Below are 16,868 nucleotides of genomic sequence, written 5' to 3'. Positions count from 1 at the left end.
CAGCACGCTTCGTGGACTGACTGTCGCCGACTGTTTGACCACAACGAACGAAGTGAGTGGAGGGAGTTTCGGCGACGGGCCATGAAGCCAGTCAGCGGAGGGCAGTCTTCGGCCCCCAAGGGGCCGAGGACCGCCCCCGACGGCGCGCCACAGCCTCCCCACCCGCGCCTTTGCCGCACGCGCACCGGACGCCAGAAACTACTCAGCCTGTGCGTACCGCTTCGCCCGCAGGTTCCGCTTGATCTCCTGCAGCATCGGCCGCAGCTCGCTGCCCAGGCGCAACGCGACGCCGGTGGTCAGGATGTCGATCACGATCAGGTGCAGCAGCCGCGACACCATCGGGCTGTAGCGGTCGTAGTCTTCCGGATGATCGGCCGCCAGCAGGATCTGGTTGCTGCCCGACTGACCAATCTGCGCCAGCGGCGAACCGCTCGCGGTGATCACGATCGTCGTCGCGCCCTTCTTGCGCGCGATGTCGGCCACGTCGATCAGGTCGCGGCTGCGGCCGGAATTCGAGATGATCACGACGCAGTCGCCCGGCTGCAGCATCGTCGCACTCATCACCTGCACATGGCCGTCGCTGATGGCCAGCGCATTGACGCCCAGCCGGAAGAACTTGTGCTGCGCGTCCTGCGCGACGATGCCCGAATTGCCGACGCCGTAGAACTCGATGCGCCGCCCGGCACGGCCGGCTTCGGTCAACACCGTGATCGCGCGATCGAACGCCAGGCTGGCCGCGTCGTTCCGGTACTTCAGCAGCGCACTGACCGCGTTGTCGACCACCTTCACGACGATGTCGCCCGGCTTGTCGTCCTCGTCGACCGCGCGGTGCACGAAGGGCACGCCTTCGTTGACGCTGCCGGCCAGCTTGCGCTTGAAGTCGGCCAGCCCGTCGTAGCCGACGCTGCGGCAGAAGCGCACCACCGTCGGCTTGCTGACATGCGCCCGGTCGGCCAGCTCACTGACCGGCAGGCTCGCGAAGCTGCGGGCATCGGCCAGCACCAGCTTCGCGACGCGCTGTTCCGCAGGAGGAAGCGCCGGGATCGAGGCGCGGATGCGGTCCAGCATGGTCGAGGGCGATGACAAAGGGGCTTACTGTTCTTCGGACCAGGCGAAACCGTCGCGCGCGACCAGCGCGCTCGCGGCCGCCGGACCCCAGGTGCCCGCCGCGTACGGGCGCGGGCCGGTGGTGTCCTTGCTCCAGGCATCGAGGATCGGCTCGACCCAGCGCCAGGCCTGCTCCTGCTCGTCGCTGCGCACGAACAGGTTCAGCCGGCCGGCGATCGCGTCGAGCAGCAGGCGCTCGTAGGCGCCCACGCGGTTCTCGGCAAAGGCCTTGTCGAAGTCCAGGTCCAGAGACACCGGCGCCAGCTGCTCCTGCTGCCCGGTACCCTTGGCGGCCAGCAGGTGCAGCTCGAGACCGTCTTCCGGCTGCAGGTTGATCACCAGCTTGTTCGGCTGGTTGTGGCCCGGGAAGATGCTGTGCGGCGTCGGGCGGAAATTGACGACGATCTGCGCGTCGCGCGCGGCCAGCCGCTTGCCGGTGCGCAGGTAGAAGGGCACGCCGGCCCAGCGCCAGTTCTGCACCTCGGTGCGCAGCGCGACGAAGGTCTCGCACTGGCTGCCCGCCGGCACCTTGACCTCCTGCGAGTAGCCCACCACCGGCTGCCCACCGGCGGTGCCGGCGCGGTACTGGCCGCGCACCACGTCGCGGCCGACGCTCTCTTCGGTGAACGGCTTCAGCGAGCGCAGCACCTTCAGCTTCTCGTCGCGGATCGCGTCGGCATCGTTGCGCGACGGCGGCTCCATCGCGATCATCGTCAGCAGCTGCAGCGCGTGGTTCTGCACCATGTCGCGCAGCGCGCCGGTGCGGTCGTAGAAATCGCCGCGCGTGCCGACGCCGATCGCCTCGGCCAGCGTGATCTGGATGTTGGCGATGCTCTCGCGGCGCCACAGCGGCTCGAACAGCGCATTGCCGAAGCGCAGCGCCATCAGGTTCTGCACCGACGGCTTGCCGAGGTAGTGGTCGATGCGGAAGGCCTGCGTCTCGCTGAACACCGAGCGCACGACGCGGTTGATCTCCTGCGCGCTCTTCAGGTCGTGGCCCAGCGGCTTCTCGAGCACGACGCGGATGCGCGGCGTGTTCAGGCCGGCCACGCCGAGCTGCTCGCAGATCTGCGGAAAGAGGTGCGGGCTGGTCGCGAGGTACAGCACCGCAGTGTCGGCATTGCGCTCTTCCAGCCAGGTCTTCAGCTTGGCATAGTGCTCCGGCTGCGACAGGTCCATGCGGCGGTAGTGCAGCATGTCGGCGAAGCGGGCGAACTCCTCGTCGGTCGGGCGCTTGGCCCCTTCGACCTCCTGGAAGCGGTCCTTCAGCCACGCGCGGTACTTGTCGTCGCTCTGCTCGTCGCGGGCCACCGCCAGGATGCGGCCACCGGCCGGCAGCTTGCCGTGGCGGAAGGCCTGGAACAGCGCGGGCATCAGCTTGCGCCACGTCAGGTCGCCGGTGCCGCCGAAGAAAACGAGATCGAAAGACATGCCTTGCCTCAGTGGACTCAGTGAGATGCCGGCCGCCAAAGCCGCCGGCGAATGTAATTTAGTTTCACGTCGGATCATGCCCAAGTTTCCCGGCAGCGTCAACGAAACCCAGGCTGCGCGAGGCGGGCATCGAAGGTGCATCATGCGGTGTGCGGAACTTCGAGTTACGTTCCGACAACAAACCGAGGGTCGCGTGCGCATGTGTCACGTCGGCCGGGTTCTAATTTCGTTCCTGTGCTCAACAGCGTCTTGCCATGAATCAAATCGACCAGCTCAAGCAGTACACCGCCGTTGTCGCCGACACGGGCAACTTCAAGCAACTGGCGCAGTTCGCGCCGAAAGACGCGACCACCAACCCGTCGCTGATCCTGAAAGCGGTGCAGCACGCCGACTACGCGCCGCTGCTGAAGGAGACGGTGGCCCAGCACAAGAGCCTGCCGCTCGAAGGCATCGTCGACCAGGTGCTGGTGCGCTTCGGCCAGGAGATCCTGAAAGTGGTGCCGGGTCGCGTCTCGACCGAGGTCGACGCACGGCTGAGCTTCGACACCGCCTGCAGCGTCGCGCGGGCGCGCCGCATCATCGAGTTGTACGAAGCCGCGGGCATCGGCCGCGAGCGGGTGCTGATCAAGCTGGCGTCCACCTGGGAAGGCATCCAGGCGGCGCGCATCCTGCAGCGCGACGGCATCAACTGCAACCTGACGCTGCTGTTCTCGTTCTGCCAGGCGGTGGCCTGCGGCGATGCGGGCGTCAAGCTGATCTCGCCCTTCGTCGGCCGCATCTACGACTGGTACAAGAAGTCGGCCGGCAGCCAGTGGGACGAAGCCGCGAACGCCGGCGCCAACGACCCCGGCGTCAAGTCGGTGGCCCACATCTACAACTACTTCAAGAAGTTCGGCATCGCCACCGAGGTGATGGGCGCGAGCTTCCGCAACGTCGGCCAGATCACCGCGCTGGCCGGCTGCGACCTGCTGACGATCAGCCCCGAACTGCTCGCGCAGATGCAGGCGAGCGAAGAACCGATCACGCGCCAGCTCGACCCGGCGAAGGCCAAGGCCGCGACGCTGCATGCGGCCACCTTCAACGAGCCGAGCTTCCGCTTCGCGCTGAACGAAGACGCGATGGCCACCGAGAAACTGGCCGAAGGCATCCGCGCCTTCGCGGTCGACGCCGGCAAGCTCGACAAGCTGATCGAAGGGCTGAAATGAGCAGCTTCCCGCGCTGCGATCGCACGTCGGCCTGGGCCGCGCTGTCGGGCCATTTCGAGGCGCACGGCCGCGACTTCGACATCCGCGAGGCGTTCGCGCGCGACGCGAACCGCTTCGCGTCGCTGAGCGTCGAGGCGCCGGAGATCTTCGCCGACCTGTCGAAGAACCGCGTCGACACCGCGACGCTGAAGTTCCTCGTCGACCTGGCGCGCGAATGCGGGATCGAGTCGCAGCGCGATGCGATGCTGCGCGGCGACCCGGTCAACGTCACCGAAGGGCGGGCGGTGCAGCACGTGGCGCTGCGCGCGCCCGAAGGCGCGTCGCCGTTCGGCCGCGAGGTGCATGCGGTGCTCGACGCAATGCTCGCCTACGCCGAGACGGTGCGCGACACCGCGGCCAGCGGCATCCGCCATGTCGTCAACATCGGCATCGGCGGTTCCGACCTCGGCCCGCAGATGGTGGTGCCGGCGCTGGACACCTTCGTCCATCCGGGGATCACGTTCCACTTCGTCTCGAACGTCGACGGCCACGACATCGCGCCGGTGCTGCGCCGGCTGAAACCGCAGGAAACGCTCTTCATCGTCGCGAGCAAGACCTTCACGACGCAGGAGACGATGGCCAATGCGCACGCCGCGAAGGCCTGGTTCCTCGCGCAGGGCGGCGAAGAGATCCACAAGCACTTCGTCGCGACCACCACCAACGTGCGCGCGGCGGCCGAGTTCGGCATCACCACCACCTTCGGCTTCTGGGACTGGGTCGGCGGGCGCTACTCGCTGTGGTCGGCGATCGGGCTGCCGATCGCGCTGGCCATCGGCGCCGACAACTTCCGCGGCCTGCTGGCCGGCGCGCATGCGATGGACCAGCATTTCGCGCAGGCGCCGCTCGAAAAGAACCTGCCGGTGCTGCAAGGCCTGATCGACGTCTGGTACCGCAACTTCCACCGCTTCACCAGCCGCAGCATGGCGCCGTACCACCAGGGCCTGAAGCGGCTGCCGGCCTACCTGCAGCAACTGGAGATGGAAAGCAACGGCAAGCGTGTCGACATCGACGGCGAAGCGCTGCCGTTCGGCACCAGCCCGGTCGTCTGGGGCGAGCCCGGCACCAACGGGCAGCACGCCTACTTCCAGATGCTGCACCAGGGCACCGACGTGATCCCGGTCGAGTTCCTGCTCGTCAAGCGGCCGACGCATTCGCTGAGCGACCTGCACACCAAGCTGCTGGCCAACGGGCTCGCACAGGCGCAGGCGCTGATGGTCGGCAAGACCACCGAACAGGCGATGAAGGAGAAGGCGCCGACGGCATCGGCCACGCTCGATCCGCTGACGCTCGCGAAGCACCGCACGTTTCCTGGCAACCGGCCCAGCACGACGCTGCTGCTCGACGAGCTGACACCGCGCAGCCTCGGGTCGCTCATCGCGCTGTTCGAGCACCGGGTGTTCGTCAGCGGCCTGCTGTGGCGCATCAACAGCTTCGACCAGTGGGGGGTCGAGCTCGGCAAGGCGCTGTGCAACGAATTGCTGCCGCGGCTCGCGTCCGGCGACACCGCGGGGCTCGACGGCTCGACCGCCGGGCTGCTGACCCGCCTGCGCAGCTGACCCGGCGCAGGCGCTTCAGCTTCGAGCGCCTCAGCCCTGGGTCGACGGGGCGGCCGGCACCGGTGCAGGCTGCGTGACGGCCGGGGCGCGCATCACGCGCGTCTTGCCGTTCGTCGACACCAGGATCACCGGTTCGCCCGGGGTCAGCGTCTCGTTGCCCTTGGCCTGCACGATCGAGCGGCGTTCGCCGTTGCGCAGTTGCACCAGGATCTCGAGCGCCTCTTCGCGGGTGCCGGCACGCTCGATCGCGTTGCCGACCACCGCGCCGGCCACCGCGGCCAGCACGCCAACGGCGACCGCCTCGCGATGCCCGCCGACCGATGCACCGGCGATGCCGCCGACCACGCCGCCGGTCACCGCGCCGGCACCGGATTGCGAGCCGTCGATCACGACCGGCCGCACCGACAGCACGGTGGCATCCTGGATCTGCGACAGCCGCTGCGCTTCATTGCGCGAGACGACATCGGGGCTGCTGGTGGCGCAGGCACTCAAGGTGGCGGCCACGGCCACGGCGATCAAAAGCTTGTTCATGGGGTCACTCCTCGTTACTCATCTGCATGGACGAGTCGGCCGGGCGGCGAGTTCCGCGGCGGCGATGTAAAGAAAGCGGAAGTCAGGCTCGCAGTCGACTATGTCGCGGAACGCTCGCGAGCAGGAACTCCATCTGGTCGGCCAGTATGCGCCGGCCGCGCAGGATCATGTCCTCGTGCAGGCTCGGCACGTAGGGCAGGTACATCAGCGACATGTGCGCTTCTTCCGGCATCCGGTTGCCCTTGTGCCCGTTGCAGGCGCGGCAGGCAGTGATGCAGTTCATCCAGCTGTCGACGCCGCCGCGCGAGGTCGGGATGATGTGCTCGCGGGTCAGGTCGTCCATGTGGAAGCGCCCAGCGCAATAGGCGCACACCTGCCGGTCGCGCGCGAAGAGCTTGGGATTGGAGAGCGCCGGCGTCTGGCGCCAGGCCCGGCTCGGAACCGCGCCGCGCACCGCGATGATCGGGTGCACCTCGATGCGCGATTGCAGCCCGGTGCGGCGCTGCATGCCACCGCGCAGCACGTAGAACGCATCGCCCAGCGTCCACGCGACGCCGTCGCTGGCGTAGATGACGGCGGCCTCCTTCGCTGAAATCCACGACTGAGGCCGGCCGGACACATCGAGCTGGAGCACTTCCACGGATGATCTCCTTCCTCGGAGCGTAATCCATTCACTGCATTTCGCTCAACCGTGGCGCGAATACTGCAGTGCATCGGCGCCACAAGGACACGCTGTCACACGCGGATCACCGGAAGCGGCGATAACCCATGGCTCGGGTTAACCCTGGGCGGCCGTCGTCGTCGTCGCTTTCTAGGCACTAAACCCTATAAAAACAGACGGCTTGCTCGAAATAGCAGCGCGTGATCTGCGCGGAACCTGCAAAATAGAACGACCGTTCGATTTTGTGGATGCACCGTGAGCGACACAACCGATACACCCGTGAACATGGCAGCGACCGTCACCGGCCGCGCATCCCGCGATGTCTCGAAGACCCTGCAGAAGGGCCAGCAGACGCGGGCGACGATTCTCGAAGCCGCGCTCGGCCTGGCGTCATCGATGGGGCTGGAAGGCCTGTCGATCGGGGCGCTGGCCGAGGTCACGCAGATGAGCAAGTCCGGCGTCTTCGCGCACTTCGGCTCCCGTGAGGAACTGCAGATCTCCGTGATCCGCGAGTATCACGCCAAGTTCGAGGAAGAAGTGTTTTTCCCTGCTGTGCGCGAGGCCAGGGGTTTGCCCCGCTTGCGCGCGCTGTTCGAGCGCTGGGTCAAGCGGGTGTCGATCGAGCTGGATTCGGGCTGCATCTACATCAGCGGCGCGGTCGAGTTCGACGACCGGCCGGGTCCCGTGCGCGATGCGCTCGCGACCATGGTGCAGGCCTGGCACACCGCGCTCGAGAAGGCGATCCGCATTGCGGTCGACGAGGGCCAGCTGCGACCCGACACCGACCCGCTGCAGATGCTGTTCGAGATCCACGGCCTGATCCTCGCGCTGCACCACGACGCGCGCTTCCTGCGCATCCCCGGCGCGCTCGACCGCGCCCGCCATGCGTTCGAGCGGGTCGTCAGCTACTACGCGGTCGATGCGGCCGCCACCCCCGACAAGCCGGTGCGCGCCGCGCGCCGCTGACCCTCACTTTCCCATTCTTTCCCAGGAGTTTTTCGATGGCTCAGTACACCCCTCCGTTGCGTGACATGCAGTTCCTGATGAGCGAAGTGCTGAACGTGGTCGACGAGCTGAAGGCCTTGCCGGCGCATGCCGACATCGACCTCGACACGATCAACGCCGTGCTCGAAGAGGGCGGCAAGTTCGCATCGCAGGTGGTGTTCCCGCTGAACCAGAGCGGCGATGAAGAAGGCTGCAGGCTCGACAAGACCACGCACGAGGTCACCGCGCCGAAGGGCTTCAAGGAAGCCTACGCGCAGTACGTCGAAGGCGGCTGGCCGGCGCTGAGCTGCGACCCGGCCTTCGGCGGCCAGGGCCTGCCGCACGTCGTGAACCAGTGTTTCTACGAGATGCTGAATTCGGCCAACCAGGCCTGGACCATGTACCCCGGCCTGTCGCACGGCGCCTACGAGGCGCTGCATGCGCACGGCACCGACGCGCAGAAGGCGCTGTACCTGCCGAAGCTGACCAGCGGCGTGTGGACCGGCACGATGTGCCTGACCGAGCCGCACTGCGGCACCGACCTCGGCCTGCTGCGCACCAAGGCAGAGCCGCAAGCCGATGGCAGCTACAAGCTGACCGGCAACAAGATCTTCATCTCGGCCGGCGAGCACGACCTGGCCGAGAACATCATCCACCTGGTGCTGGCGCGCCTCCCGGAGGCGCCGGCCGGCTCGAAGGGCATCTCGCTGTTCGCGGTGCCGAAGTTCAACGTCAATGCCGACGGCTCGATCGGCTCGCGCAACGGCATCTGGTGCGGCGGCCTGGAGCACAAGATGGGCATCCACGGCAACGCGACCGCGCAGATGGTGCTCGAAGGCGCCGTCGGCACGCTGGTCGGCCAGCCCAACAAGGGCCTGGCGGCCATGTTCGTGATGATGAATGCGGCCCGCCTCGGTGTCGGCATGCAGTCGCTGGGCCTGACCGAAGTCGCCTACCAGAACGCGGTGGCGTACGCGAAGGAGCGCATCCAGATGCGCGCGCTGTCCGGCCCGAAGAACCCGGACAAGCCGGCCGACACGATCATCGTGCACCCCGACGTCCGCAAGATGCTGCTGACCGCGCGCGCCTACGCCGAGGGCGGCCGCGCGCTCGCGATGTGGACCACGCTGCAGCTCGACAAGGAGCTGTCGTCCGACGACGAGGACGTGCGCAAGGACTGCGGCGACCTGGTCGCGCTGATCACGCCGATCATCAAGGCCTTCATCACCGACAACGGCTGGATTGCGACCTCGCACTGCATGCAGGTGTTCGGCGGCCACGGCTACATCAAGGAATGGGGCATGGAGCAGTACGTGCGCGATGCCCGCATCAACATGATCTACGAAGGCACCAACACGATCCAGTCGCTGGACCTGCTGGGTCGCAAGATCCTGTCGGACAGCGGCGCCAAGCTGAAGAAGTTCGGCAAGCTGGTGCAGGAGTTCGTCGAGGAAGAAGGCACCAACGAGGCGATGCAGGAGTTCGTGAACCCGCTCGCCGAGCTGGGCGACAAGGTCACCAAGCTGACCACCGAACTCGGCATGAAGGCCTTCGGCAACGCCGACGAAGTGGGTGCCGCGGCGGTCGACTACCTGCGCGTCGCGGGCCACCTGGTGTTCGCGTACTTCTGGGCCCGCATGGCCAAGGTGGCGCTGGCCAAGCTCGACGGCGGCGACCCGTTCTACAAGGCCAAGCTCGCGACCGCGCGCTTCTACTACGCGAAGCTGTTGCCCGAGACCGCGTCGTTGATCCGCACCGCGCGCTCCGGCCTGAAGCCGCTGATGGAGATGGACGAGGCGCTGTTCTGAGCGGCCCGGCCTCCATCGATCGAATCAAAAAACAATCAGGAGAGACAACGCGATGAAGCAACTGCTGTTGGCCCTGGCCGCCACGCTGACCCTGTCGGGCGCTTACGCGCAGAGCACGCCTGCGGGCCTGTGGAAGACGATCGACGACAGCACGAAGAAAGAGCGCTCGCTGGTGCGCATCGTCGACACCGACGGCGTGCTCAGCGGCAAGCTCGAGAAGCTGCTGGACCCCGACGCGAAGCAGGACGCCGTCTGCGACGAATGCAGCGACGACCGCAAGGGCCAGCCGCTGGTCGGCCTGCCGATCATTCGCGGCGCGAAGAAGAGCGCCGACACCGACGGCCTGTGGGACGGGGGCACGATCCTCGACCCGGCCAACGGCAAGACCTACAAGCTGCGCCTGAAGCCGGTCGAGGGCGGCAGGAAACTGGAAGTTCGAGGCTATGTCGGCGCGCCGCTGTTCGGCCGCACGCAGACCTGGGTCCGCGTCGAGTAAACACCATCAAAGGAGAAGAAACATGAGTCGCTTCAACGTCCGCAAGGTCGCCGTCCTCGGCGCCGGCGTGATGGGCGCGCAGATCGCCGCCCACCTGGTCAACGTCAAGGTGCCGGTCGTGCTGTTCGACCTGCCGGCCAAGGAAGGTCCGAAGAACGGCATCGTCACGAAGGCTGTCGAGGGCCTGAAGAAACTGAAGCCGTCGCCGCTCGGCATTCCGGAAGACGCCGCGCTGATCCAGCAGGCGAACTACGAAGAGCACAGCGAGCTGCTGAAGGACTGCGACCTGATCATCGAGGCCATCGCCGAGCGCATGGACTGGAAGCTCGACCTGTACAAGAAGATCGCGCCGTTCATCGCACCGCACGCGATCGTCGCGAGCAACACCTCGGGCCTGTCGATCACCAAGCTGTCCGAGGTGCTGCCCGAAGAGATCAAGCCGCGCTTCTGTGGCATCCACTTCTTCAACCCGCCGCGGTACATGTACCTGGTCGAGCTGATCCCGACCCCGACGACGCGCCCGGAGATCCTGGACCAGCTCGAGACCTTCGTGACGACCGCGGTCGGCAAGGGCGTCGTGCGCGCGAAGGACACGCCGAACTTCATCGCCAACCGCGTCGGCATCGCCGGCATGCTGGCGACCATCAAGGAAGCCGAGAACTTCGGCCTGACCTACGACGTCGTCGACGACCTGACCGGCAAGAAGATGGGCCGCGCGAGCTCGGGCACCTTCCGCACCGCGGACGTGGTCGGCCTCGACACGATGGCCCACGTCGTGAAGACGCTGCAGGACAACCTCGCCGACGATCCGTTCTTCCCGAGCTACGCGACGCCGCCGGTGCTCGCCAAGCTGATCGAGCAGGGCGCGTTGGGCCAGAAGAGCGGCGCCGGCTTCTACAAGAAGGTCGGCAAGGACATCCTGCGCCTCGACCCGGCCAAGGCCGACTATGTGCCCGCGGGCGGCAAGGCCGACGAGATCGTCGCGCGCATGCTGAAGAAGGCCGCGCCGGAGCGCCTGAAGCTGCTGCGCGAATCGACCAACCCGCAGGCGCAGTTCCTGTGGGCGATCCTGCGCGACAGCTTCCACTACGTCGCGGTGCACCTGGCCGACATCGCCGATTCGGCGCGCGAGGTCGACTTCGCGATGCGCTGGGGCTTCGGCATGCAGCAAGGCCCGTTCGAGCTGTGGCAGGCCGCCGGCTGGAAGCAGGTGGCCGAATGGGTGAAAGCCGACATCGACGCCGGCAAGGCGCTCAGCAAGGCGCCGCTGCCGGCCTGGGTGTTCGACGGACGCGACGGGGTTCACACCGCCGAAGGCTCGTGGAGCGCCGCGCAAGGCAAGTACATCGCCCGCAGCACGCTGCCGGTGTATGCCCGCCAGCACTTCCCCGAGGCCGTGCTCGGCTCGGGCGCGACCGACCCGCTGAAGGCCGGCACCGAAGAGTTCAAGAACGAGGAAGTGCGCGTCTGGTCGCTCGACGGCGAGGTGCTGGTCGCCAGCATCACCGCGAAGCTGCACCTGATCAGCCCGACCGTCACCGAAGGCCTGCTGAAGGCGGTCGAGATCGCCGAAGCCAAGTACAAGGGCCTGGTGATCTGGTCACCGGACGACGTGTTCTCGGCCGGTGCCAACCTCGAGGCGCTGATGCCGGTCTTCATGAAGAGCGGCGCCAAGGGCATCGCGCCCGAAGAGAAGAAGCTGCAGGACGCGATGCTGCGCATCCGCTATGCGCAGGTGCCGGTCGTCTCGGCGATCCGCGGCATCGCGCTGGGCGGCGGCTGCGAGCTGTCGGTGTATTCGGCGAAGCGCGTCGCCGCGATGGAGAGCTACGTCGGCCTGGTCGAGGTGGGCGTGGGCCTGATCCCGGGCGGCGGCGGTCTGGCGTACATCGCGCGCCGCGCGGCCGAGATGGCGAGCGCCGCGAACGCGAACGCCGACATCCTGAAGTTCCTGACCGACGGCTTCACGAATGCCGCGATGGCCAAGGTCGGCACCAGCGCGATCGAGAGCCGCAAGCTCGGCTACCTGCTGTGGAGCGACGTGATCGTCCCGAACAAGGACGAGTTGCTGTTCGTCGCGATCCAGCAGGCCAAGGCGATGTTCGACAGCGGCTACCGCGCACCGGCGAAGACGCTGTTCCCGGTCGCGGGCCGCAACGCCATCGCGACCATCAAGGCGCAACTCGTCAACATGCGCGACGGCGGCTTCATCAGCGCGCACGACTTCCACATCTCGGCACTGATCGCCGACGTGGTGTGCGGCGGCGATGTCGATGCCGGCTCGCTGGTCAGCGAGGAGTACCTGATGGCGCTGGAGCGCAAGCATTTCTGCGGGCTGCTGGAACACCCGAAGTCGCAGGAACGGATCATGGGCATGCTGCAAACGGGCAAGCCTGTTCGCAACTGAGCGGAGAACACAACATGAGCAAGCAAGTGCAAGACGCCTACATCGTCGCCGCGACCCGCACCCCGATCGGCCGCTCCGGCCGGGGCTATTTCAAGAACACCCGCCCGGACGACCTGCTGGTCAGCGCGATCCGCAGCGCGATGGCCCAGGTGCCGACGCTGGACCCGAAAGCGATCGAGGACGCCATCATCGGCTGCTCGTTCCCCGAGGGCGAGCAGGGCATGAACATGGCCCGCATCGCGGTCGCGCTGGCCTTTGCGCACCCGGTGGGCGGCGTGACGGTCAACCGCTTCTGCGCGTCGGGCGTCACCGCGATCCAGATGGCCGCTGACCGCATCCGCGTCGGCGAGGCCGACGTGCTGATCGCCGGCGGTGCCGAGTCGATGAGCCTGGTGCCGATGGGCGGCAACAAGCCGTCGTTCAACCCCGAGGTGTTCGCGAAGGACGAGAACGTCGGCATCGCGTACGGCATGGGCCTGACGGCCGAGAAGGTCGCCGCGCAATGGAAGGTCAGCCGCGAGGCGCAGGACGCGTTCGCGTACGAATCGCACATGCGCGCGCTGAAGGCGCAGAAGGCGGGCGAGTTCACGGACGAGATCACGCCGATCGAGATCGTCGAGCGCTTCCCGAACCTGCTGACCGGCGAGCAGGGCGTGAAGACCCGCACCGTGAGCCTGGACGAAGGCCCGCGCCCCGACACCTCGCCGGAAGGCCTGGCCAAGCTGAAGGCGGTGTTCGCCGCGAAGGGCAGCGTGACGGCCGGCAACAGCTCGCAGACCAGCGACGGTGCCGGTGCGCTGATCCTCGCGAGCGAGAAGGCCGTCAAGCAGTTCGACCTGAAGCCGCTGGCCCGCTTCGTCAGCTTTGCCGCGCGCGGCGTGCCGCCGGAGATCATGGGCATCGGTCCGATCGAGGCGATCCCGGCCGCGCTGCGCTATGCCGGCCTGAAGCAGCAGGACATGGACTGGATCGAGCTGAACGAAGCCTTCGCGGCGCAGTCGCTGGCGGTGATCAACAGCGTCGGGCTCGACCCGGCGAAGGTGAACCCGATGGGCGGCGCGATCGCGCTCGGCCATCCGCTGGGGGCGACCGGGGCCATCCGCGCCGCAACGGTGATCCACGCGCTGCGCCGCCACAACCTGAAGTACGGGATGGTGACGATGTGCGTCGGCACGGGTCAGGGCGCCGCAGGCATCTTCGAACGCGTCTGACGACCCACCCCCGAGGCGCTGACGCGCCTCCCCCTCAAGGGGGCGACCCCAGTGGCCTGGCGGAGCCAGTTCCACGGGGTCCGCTGGATCGGGCCGCTGCGGATCGCGAAGGAGTGCGTCATGGAAACACTGAAGCTCGAGACCGATGACGGCAGCCGCCTGTCGCTGCGCCTGTACCCGCCGACCGGCACCGCGAAGGCCGCGGTGCTGATCGGCGGCGCGATGGGCGTGCGGCAGGACTACTACCAACCGTTCGCGCAATGGCTGGCCGGGCAGGGCTACGCGGTCGCCACGTTCGACTACCGCGGCATGGGCGAGTCGCGCGTGACGCGGTCGCTGCGCGGCCTGAAGGCCGACCTGTTCAGCTGGGCCCGCGACTACGACAGCGCGATCGACGCGCTGCGTGAAGCGTCGCCCGGCGTGCCGCTGTACCTCGTCGGCCACAGCCTCGGCGCACAACTGCCCGGCCTGCTGCGCAACCGCGCGCAGGTCGACGGCCTGATCTCGGTGGCCGCCGGCAGCGGCTACTGGCGCGACAACGCGCCACCGCTGCGGCGCATGATCCTGTACTTCTGGTACGTGCTGGTGCCGGTCGCGACCGCGCTGTTCGGCTACTTCCCCGGCAAGCGGCTGCGCAAGGTCGGCGACCTGCCGAAGGGCGTGATGCTGCAATGGCGGCGCTGGTGCCTGCACCCGCGCTACCACGTCGGCGCCGAAGGTGCGGCGGTGCGCGAGCAGTTCGAGGCGGCGCGCTTCCCGCTGGTCGCGCTGTCGATCACCGACGACGAGTTGATGACCGAGCGCGGCACCCGCGTGCTGGTCGACTGCTACCCGAATGCGCCGCGCCGCATCGAGCGCATCGCGCCGGCCGACGTGCAGGCGAAGCGCATCGGGCATTTCGGGCTGTTCCGCGAGCAGTTCCAGGCGACACTCTGGCCGCGCATGACCACCCTGCTGAACACGATGAAGGAGACGACATGAGCATCAAGACGGCCGTGCTGAACGGCGTATTCACCCTGGAGATCGCGCGCCCCGAAAAGAAGAACGCGATCACCATCGACATGTACCAGGCGATGGCCGACGGGCTGAAGGCCGCGCAGGCCGACGCTGCCGTGCGCGCGGTGCTGATCACCGGCCAGCCCGGCATCTTCACGTCGGGCAACGACCTCGAGGATTTCATGAAACGCCCGCCGAGCGGCGCCGATTCGCCGGCCTACCAGTTCATGCAGGCGCTGAACGGCTGCGAGAAGCCGGTGGTGGCGGCCGTCACCGGCGCGGCGATCGGCATCGGCACGACGATGCTGCTGCACTGCGACCTGGTCTACGTGGCCGACGAGGCGCGCCTCGCGATGCCGTTCGTGAGCCTCGGCCTGGTGCCGGAGTTCGCGTCGAGCCTGGTGGTGCCGCAGCTGATGGGCCGCGTGAAGGCGGCCGAGAAGATCCTGCTCGGCGACCCGTTCACCGGCGCCGAGGCGGTCGAACTCGGCATCGCGAACGCGGTGCTGCCGACCGGCGAGGTCGCGCTGCATGCGCGCCGCGTCGCCGAGCGCTTCAACGCGATGCCGCCGGGGGCCGTGCGCGACACCAAGAAGCTGCTGCGCCGCGCGAGCACCGAGGCCACCTGGCAGGCCATCGAGGCCGAGGCGGCGGTCTTCGGCGCGCGGCTCACCAGCCCCGAGGCGCGCGAGGCCTTCAGCGCGTTCTTCCAGAAGCGCAAGCCCGATTTCTCGCAGTTCAGCTGAAGACGGCCCGCTCGATGCTCTCCGCGGCCAAGGTGCTGCTGTCGCCGCTGCTGCTGTGGCAGGGCGCCCGCGTGCGGCGCCTCGCGCTGCGCCTGCCGGAGGCCGAAGGCTCGCGCGAAGGCGTGGCCGGCACCGGCCGCGTGCGGCTGCGCGTGCTGATCGTCGGCGATTCGTCGGCGGCCGGCGTCGGCGCGCCGACGCAGGGCCAGGCGCTGGCCGGCCGGCTCAGCGAGGCCTTGTCGCAGCGGCTGGGCGGTGCGGTCGTGTGGCAACTGGTCGCCCACACCGGCGACACCACCCGCGACGCGCTGATCGCGCTGGAGAGCGCGGCGCTGCACCCGGCCGACGTGATGGTCACCGCGCTGGGCGTCAATGACGTGATCTCGCAGGTGCCGGTGCGGCGCTGGCTGGCCCAGCTCGACGAACTCGACGGCGTCGCGATCCGGCGTGCCGGCGTGCGCCAGGTGGTGCACAGCGGCGTGCCGCCGATCCATTCGTTTCCGTTGCTGCCCAACCCGCTGCGCTGGGTGCTGGGGCGCGATGCGCGGCGCTACAACCGGGCGCTGGCCGACTGGATCAAGCGCTGGCCCGATCGCTGGTGGCTGCCGGTGCCGTTCGAGAACGAGCGCATGTCCGACAGCATCCTGATGGCCGACGACGGCTTCCATCCCGGCCCGGCGGTGTATGCGCTGTGGGCCGAACAACTGGCCGGCATGATCGCGACCGATCTCGCGCCGCGCCTGCCTGCCACCACCCCCACGCGGAGACCTGCATGAGCCAGTCCAGCAACCTGTCGGGCAAGACCTTGTTCATCACCGGCGCATCGCGCGGCATCGGCCTCGCGATCGCGAAGCGCGCCGCGGCCGATGGCGCGCGCATCGTGATCGCGGCCAAGACGACCGAGAGCAATCCGAAGCTGCCGGGCACCATCCATTCGGCCGCCGCCGAGATCGAGGCGGCCGGCGGGCAGGCGCTGCCGGTGCAGACCGACATCCGCGACGAAGCCAGCGTGCTGGCCGCGGTGGAACAGGCGGTGGCGCGCTTCGGCGGCATCGACATCCTCGTCAACAACGCCAGCGCGATCAGCCTGACGCCGACGACGGCGACGCCGATGAAGCGCTTCGACCTGATGTTCGGTGTCAACGTGCGCGGCACCTACCTGGTGACGCAGGCCTGCCTGCCGCACCTGGCGAAGGCGGCACAGGCGGGGCGCAACCCGCACGTGCTGAACATGTCGCCGCCGCTGTCGATGCGCGAGCATTGGTTCAGCCCGCATGTCGCGTACACGATGGCCAAGTACGGCATGAGCGAATGCACGCTGGGCCATGCCGGCGAGTTCCGGCCGCTGGGCATCGGCGTCAACAGCCTGTGGCCGCGCACCGCGATCGCGACGGCCGCGCTGCAGATGATCCCGGGCGCCGACATCGCCCGCTGCCGCACGCCGGAGATCCTCGCCGATGCGGCGTACCTGGTGCTGACGAGCGATGCGCGGCAGACCAGCGGCAACTTCTTCATCGACGACGAGCTGCTGGCGCGGCACGGCGTGACCGACCTGGAGAAGTACAGCGTGACGCCGGGGACGACGGAGTTCGTGCCGGACTTCTTCGTCGACTGAGGAGATCTCCGTTCGGGCTGAGCTTGTCGAAGCCTGGGTGGCTTGCGAGCAGGCCCTTCGACAGGCTCAGGGCGA

15 protein-coding genes are annotated in these 16,868 nt (G+C 68.0%); 11 read left to right on the top strand and 4 right to left on the bottom strand.

All coding sequences use genetic code 11. The features are described from left to right. Nucleotides 1-198 precede the first annotated feature (198 nt). Complete coding sequence (locus ASC98_RS16790; protein ID WP_056817318.1) at nt 199-1,068, bottom strand: MurR/RpiR family transcriptional regulator; 870 nt, start codon at nt 1,066-1,068, stop codon at nt 199-201. A 24-nt stretch (nt 1,069-1,092) separates the two neighbouring features. Next, entirely contained in the window at nt 1,093-2,538 is a 1,446-nt protein-coding gene (gene zwf, locus ASC98_RS16785) for a glucose-6-phosphate dehydrogenase (RefSeq protein WP_056817322.1), read from the bottom strand. A 254-nt stretch (nt 2,539-2,792) separates the two neighbouring features. On the opposite strand from zwf, the gene tal reads away from it, so the two are divergent. Further along, nucleotides 2,793-3,743 carry a transaldolase gene (gene tal, locus ASC98_RS16780; RefSeq protein WP_056817323.1) on the top strand — a complete coding sequence of 317 codons (951 nt, stop codon included), beginning with the start codon at nt 2,793-2,795 and terminating at the stop codon, nt 3,741-3,743. Then, nucleotides 3,740-5,338 carry a glucose-6-phosphate isomerase gene (pgi, locus tag ASC98_RS16775; RefSeq protein WP_056817325.1) on the top strand — a complete coding sequence of 533 codons (1,599 nt, stop codon included), beginning with the start codon at nt 3,740-3,742 and terminating at the stop codon, nt 5,336-5,338. Before tal ends, pgi begins: the two co-directional genes overlap by 4 nt. Before the next feature lie 30 nt (nt 5,339-5,368). Here pgi and ASC98_RS16770 read toward each other — a convergent pair whose 3' ends face one another. Next, nucleotides 5,369-5,869, bottom strand: coding sequence for a hypothetical protein (locus tag ASC98_RS16770; protein ID WP_056817327.1), 501 nt, complete (start codon nt 5,867-5,869; stop codon nt 5,369-5,371). Between the two features lie 82 nt (nt 5,870-5,951). Next, nucleotides 5,952-6,509, bottom strand: a complete 558-nt coding sequence (locus tag ASC98_RS16765) for an HNH endonuclease (RefSeq protein WP_056817330.1) — start codon at nt 6,507-6,509, stop codon at nt 5,952-5,954. A 306-nt stretch (nt 6,510-6,815) separates the two neighbouring features. Between ASC98_RS16765 and ASC98_RS16760 the strand changes: the two genes are divergently transcribed. From ASC98_RS16760 to ASC98_RS16720, 9 genes are all read left to right on the top strand, one after another. Further along, nucleotides 6,816-7,496, top strand: coding sequence for a TetR/AcrR family transcriptional regulator (locus ASC98_RS16760; RefSeq protein WP_056817334.1), 681 nt, complete (start codon nt 6,816-6,818; stop codon nt 7,494-7,496). Nucleotides 7,497-7,531: 35 nt separating this feature from the next. After that, the gene (locus ASC98_RS16755) at nt 7,532-9,322 is read left to right on the top strand and encodes an acyl-CoA dehydrogenase C-terminal domain-containing protein (protein WP_056817337.1); all 1,791 of its coding nucleotides are present in this window, start codon (nt 7,532-7,534) and stop codon (nt 9,320-9,322) included. Between the two features lie 52 nt (nt 9,323-9,374). Continuing rightward, nucleotides 9,375-9,818 carry a DUF2147 domain-containing protein gene (locus ASC98_RS16750; protein ID WP_056817340.1) on the top strand — a complete coding sequence of 148 codons (444 nt, stop codon included), beginning with the start codon at nt 9,375-9,377 and terminating at the stop codon, nt 9,816-9,818. A 22-nt stretch (nt 9,819-9,840) separates the two neighbouring features. Further along, nucleotides 9,841-12,225, top strand: a complete 2,385-nt coding sequence (locus ASC98_RS16745; protein ID WP_056817343.1) for a 3-hydroxyacyl-CoA dehydrogenase/enoyl-CoA hydratase family protein — start codon at nt 9,841-9,843, stop codon at nt 12,223-12,225. Between the two features lie 14 nt (nt 12,226-12,239). Beyond that, nucleotides 12,240-13,436 carry an acetyl-CoA C-acyltransferase gene (locus ASC98_RS16740; RefSeq protein WP_056817348.1) on the top strand — a complete coding sequence of 399 codons (1,197 nt, stop codon included), beginning with the start codon at nt 12,240-12,242 and terminating at the stop codon, nt 13,434-13,436. Nucleotides 13,437-13,556: 120 nt separating this feature from the next. Continuing rightward, entirely contained in the window at nt 13,557-14,417 is an 861-nt protein-coding gene (locus ASC98_RS16735; protein ID WP_056817505.1) for an alpha/beta fold hydrolase, read from the top strand. Beyond that, entirely contained in the window at nt 14,414-15,178 is a 765-nt protein-coding gene (locus ASC98_RS16730) for an enoyl-CoA hydratase (RefSeq protein WP_056817351.1), read from the top strand. The genes ASC98_RS16735 and ASC98_RS16730 overlap by 4 nt, the downstream gene beginning before the upstream one ends. A 14-nt stretch (nt 15,179-15,192) precedes the next feature. Further along, nucleotides 15,193-15,954: an SGNH/GDSL hydrolase family protein gene (locus ASC98_RS16725; RefSeq protein ID WP_082541743.1), complete on the top strand. Its 762-nt coding sequence runs from the start codon at nt 15,193-15,195 to the stop codon at nt 15,952-15,954. Further along, complete coding sequence (locus ASC98_RS16720) at nt 15,951-16,793, top strand: NAD(P)-dependent oxidoreductase (RefSeq protein ID WP_056817354.1); 843 nt, start codon at nt 15,951-15,953, stop codon at nt 16,791-16,793. The genes ASC98_RS16725 and ASC98_RS16720 overlap by 4 nt, the downstream gene beginning before the upstream one ends. Nucleotides 16,794-16,868: the final 75 nt, after the last annotated feature.

Source organism: Rhizobacter sp. Root1238, from assembly GCF_001425825.1.
Lineage (GTDB): Bacteria > Pseudomonadota > Gammaproteobacteria > Burkholderiales > Burkholderiaceae_C > Rhizobacter.
The sequence above is the reverse complement of the archived record's forward strand: the minus strand, read 5'-3'. Positions and strand labels throughout refer to the sequence as shown.

What these genes read in the sequence shown, in the direction of transcription:
- ASC98_RS16725 (WP_082541743.1), top strand. Translation starts at nt 15,193, where the DNA reads ATGCTCTCCGCGGCCAAGGTGCTGCTGTCGCCGCTGCTGCTGTGGCAG.
- ASC98_RS16735 (WP_056817505.1), top strand. Translation starts at nt 13,557, where the DNA reads ATGGAAACACTGAAGCTCGAGACCGATGACGGCAGCCGCCTGTCGCTG.
- tal (WP_056817323.1), top strand. Translation starts at nt 2,793, where the DNA reads ATGAATCAAATCGACCAGCTCAAGCAGTACACCGCCGTTGTCGCCGAC.
- ASC98_RS16755 (WP_056817337.1), top strand. Translation starts at nt 7,532, where the DNA reads ATGGCTCAGTACACCCCTCCGTTGCGTGACATGCAGTTCCTGATGAGC.
- ASC98_RS16740 (WP_056817348.1), top strand. Translation starts at nt 12,240, where the DNA reads ATGAGCAAGCAAGTGCAAGACGCCTACATCGTCGCCGCGACCCGCACC.
- pgi (WP_056817325.1), top strand. Translation starts at nt 3,740, where the DNA reads ATGAGCAGCTTCCCGCGCTGCGATCGCACGTCGGCCTGGGCCGCGCTG.
- ASC98_RS16745 (WP_056817343.1), top strand. Translation starts at nt 9,841, where the DNA reads ATGAGTCGCTTCAACGTCCGCAAGGTCGCCGTCCTCGGCGCCGGCGTG.
- ASC98_RS16760 (WP_056817334.1), top strand. Translation starts at nt 6,816, where the DNA reads ATGGCAGCGACCGTCACCGGCCGCGCATCCCGCGATGTCTCGAAGACC.
- ASC98_RS16720 (WP_056817354.1), top strand. Translation starts at nt 15,951, where the DNA reads ATGAGCCAGTCCAGCAACCTGTCGGGCAAGACCTTGTTCATCACCGGC.
- ASC98_RS16730 (WP_056817351.1), top strand. Translation starts at nt 14,414, where the DNA reads ATGAGCATCAAGACGGCCGTGCTGAACGGCGTATTCACCCTGGAGATC.
- ASC98_RS16790 (WP_056817318.1), bottom strand. Translation starts at nt 1,068, where the DNA reads ATGCTGGACCGCATCCGCGCCTCGATCCCGGCGCTTCCTCCTGCGGAA.
- ASC98_RS16750 (WP_056817340.1), top strand. Translation starts at nt 9,375, where the DNA reads ATGAAGCAACTGCTGTTGGCCCTGGCCGCCACGCTGACCCTGTCGGGC.
- ASC98_RS16770 (WP_056817327.1), bottom strand. Translation starts at nt 5,869, where the DNA reads ATGAACAAGCTTTTGATCGCCGTGGCCGTGGCCGCCACCTTGAGTGCC.
- zwf (WP_056817322.1), bottom strand. Translation starts at nt 2,538, where the DNA reads ATGTCTTTCGATCTCGTTTTCTTCGGCGGCACCGGCGACCTGACGTGG.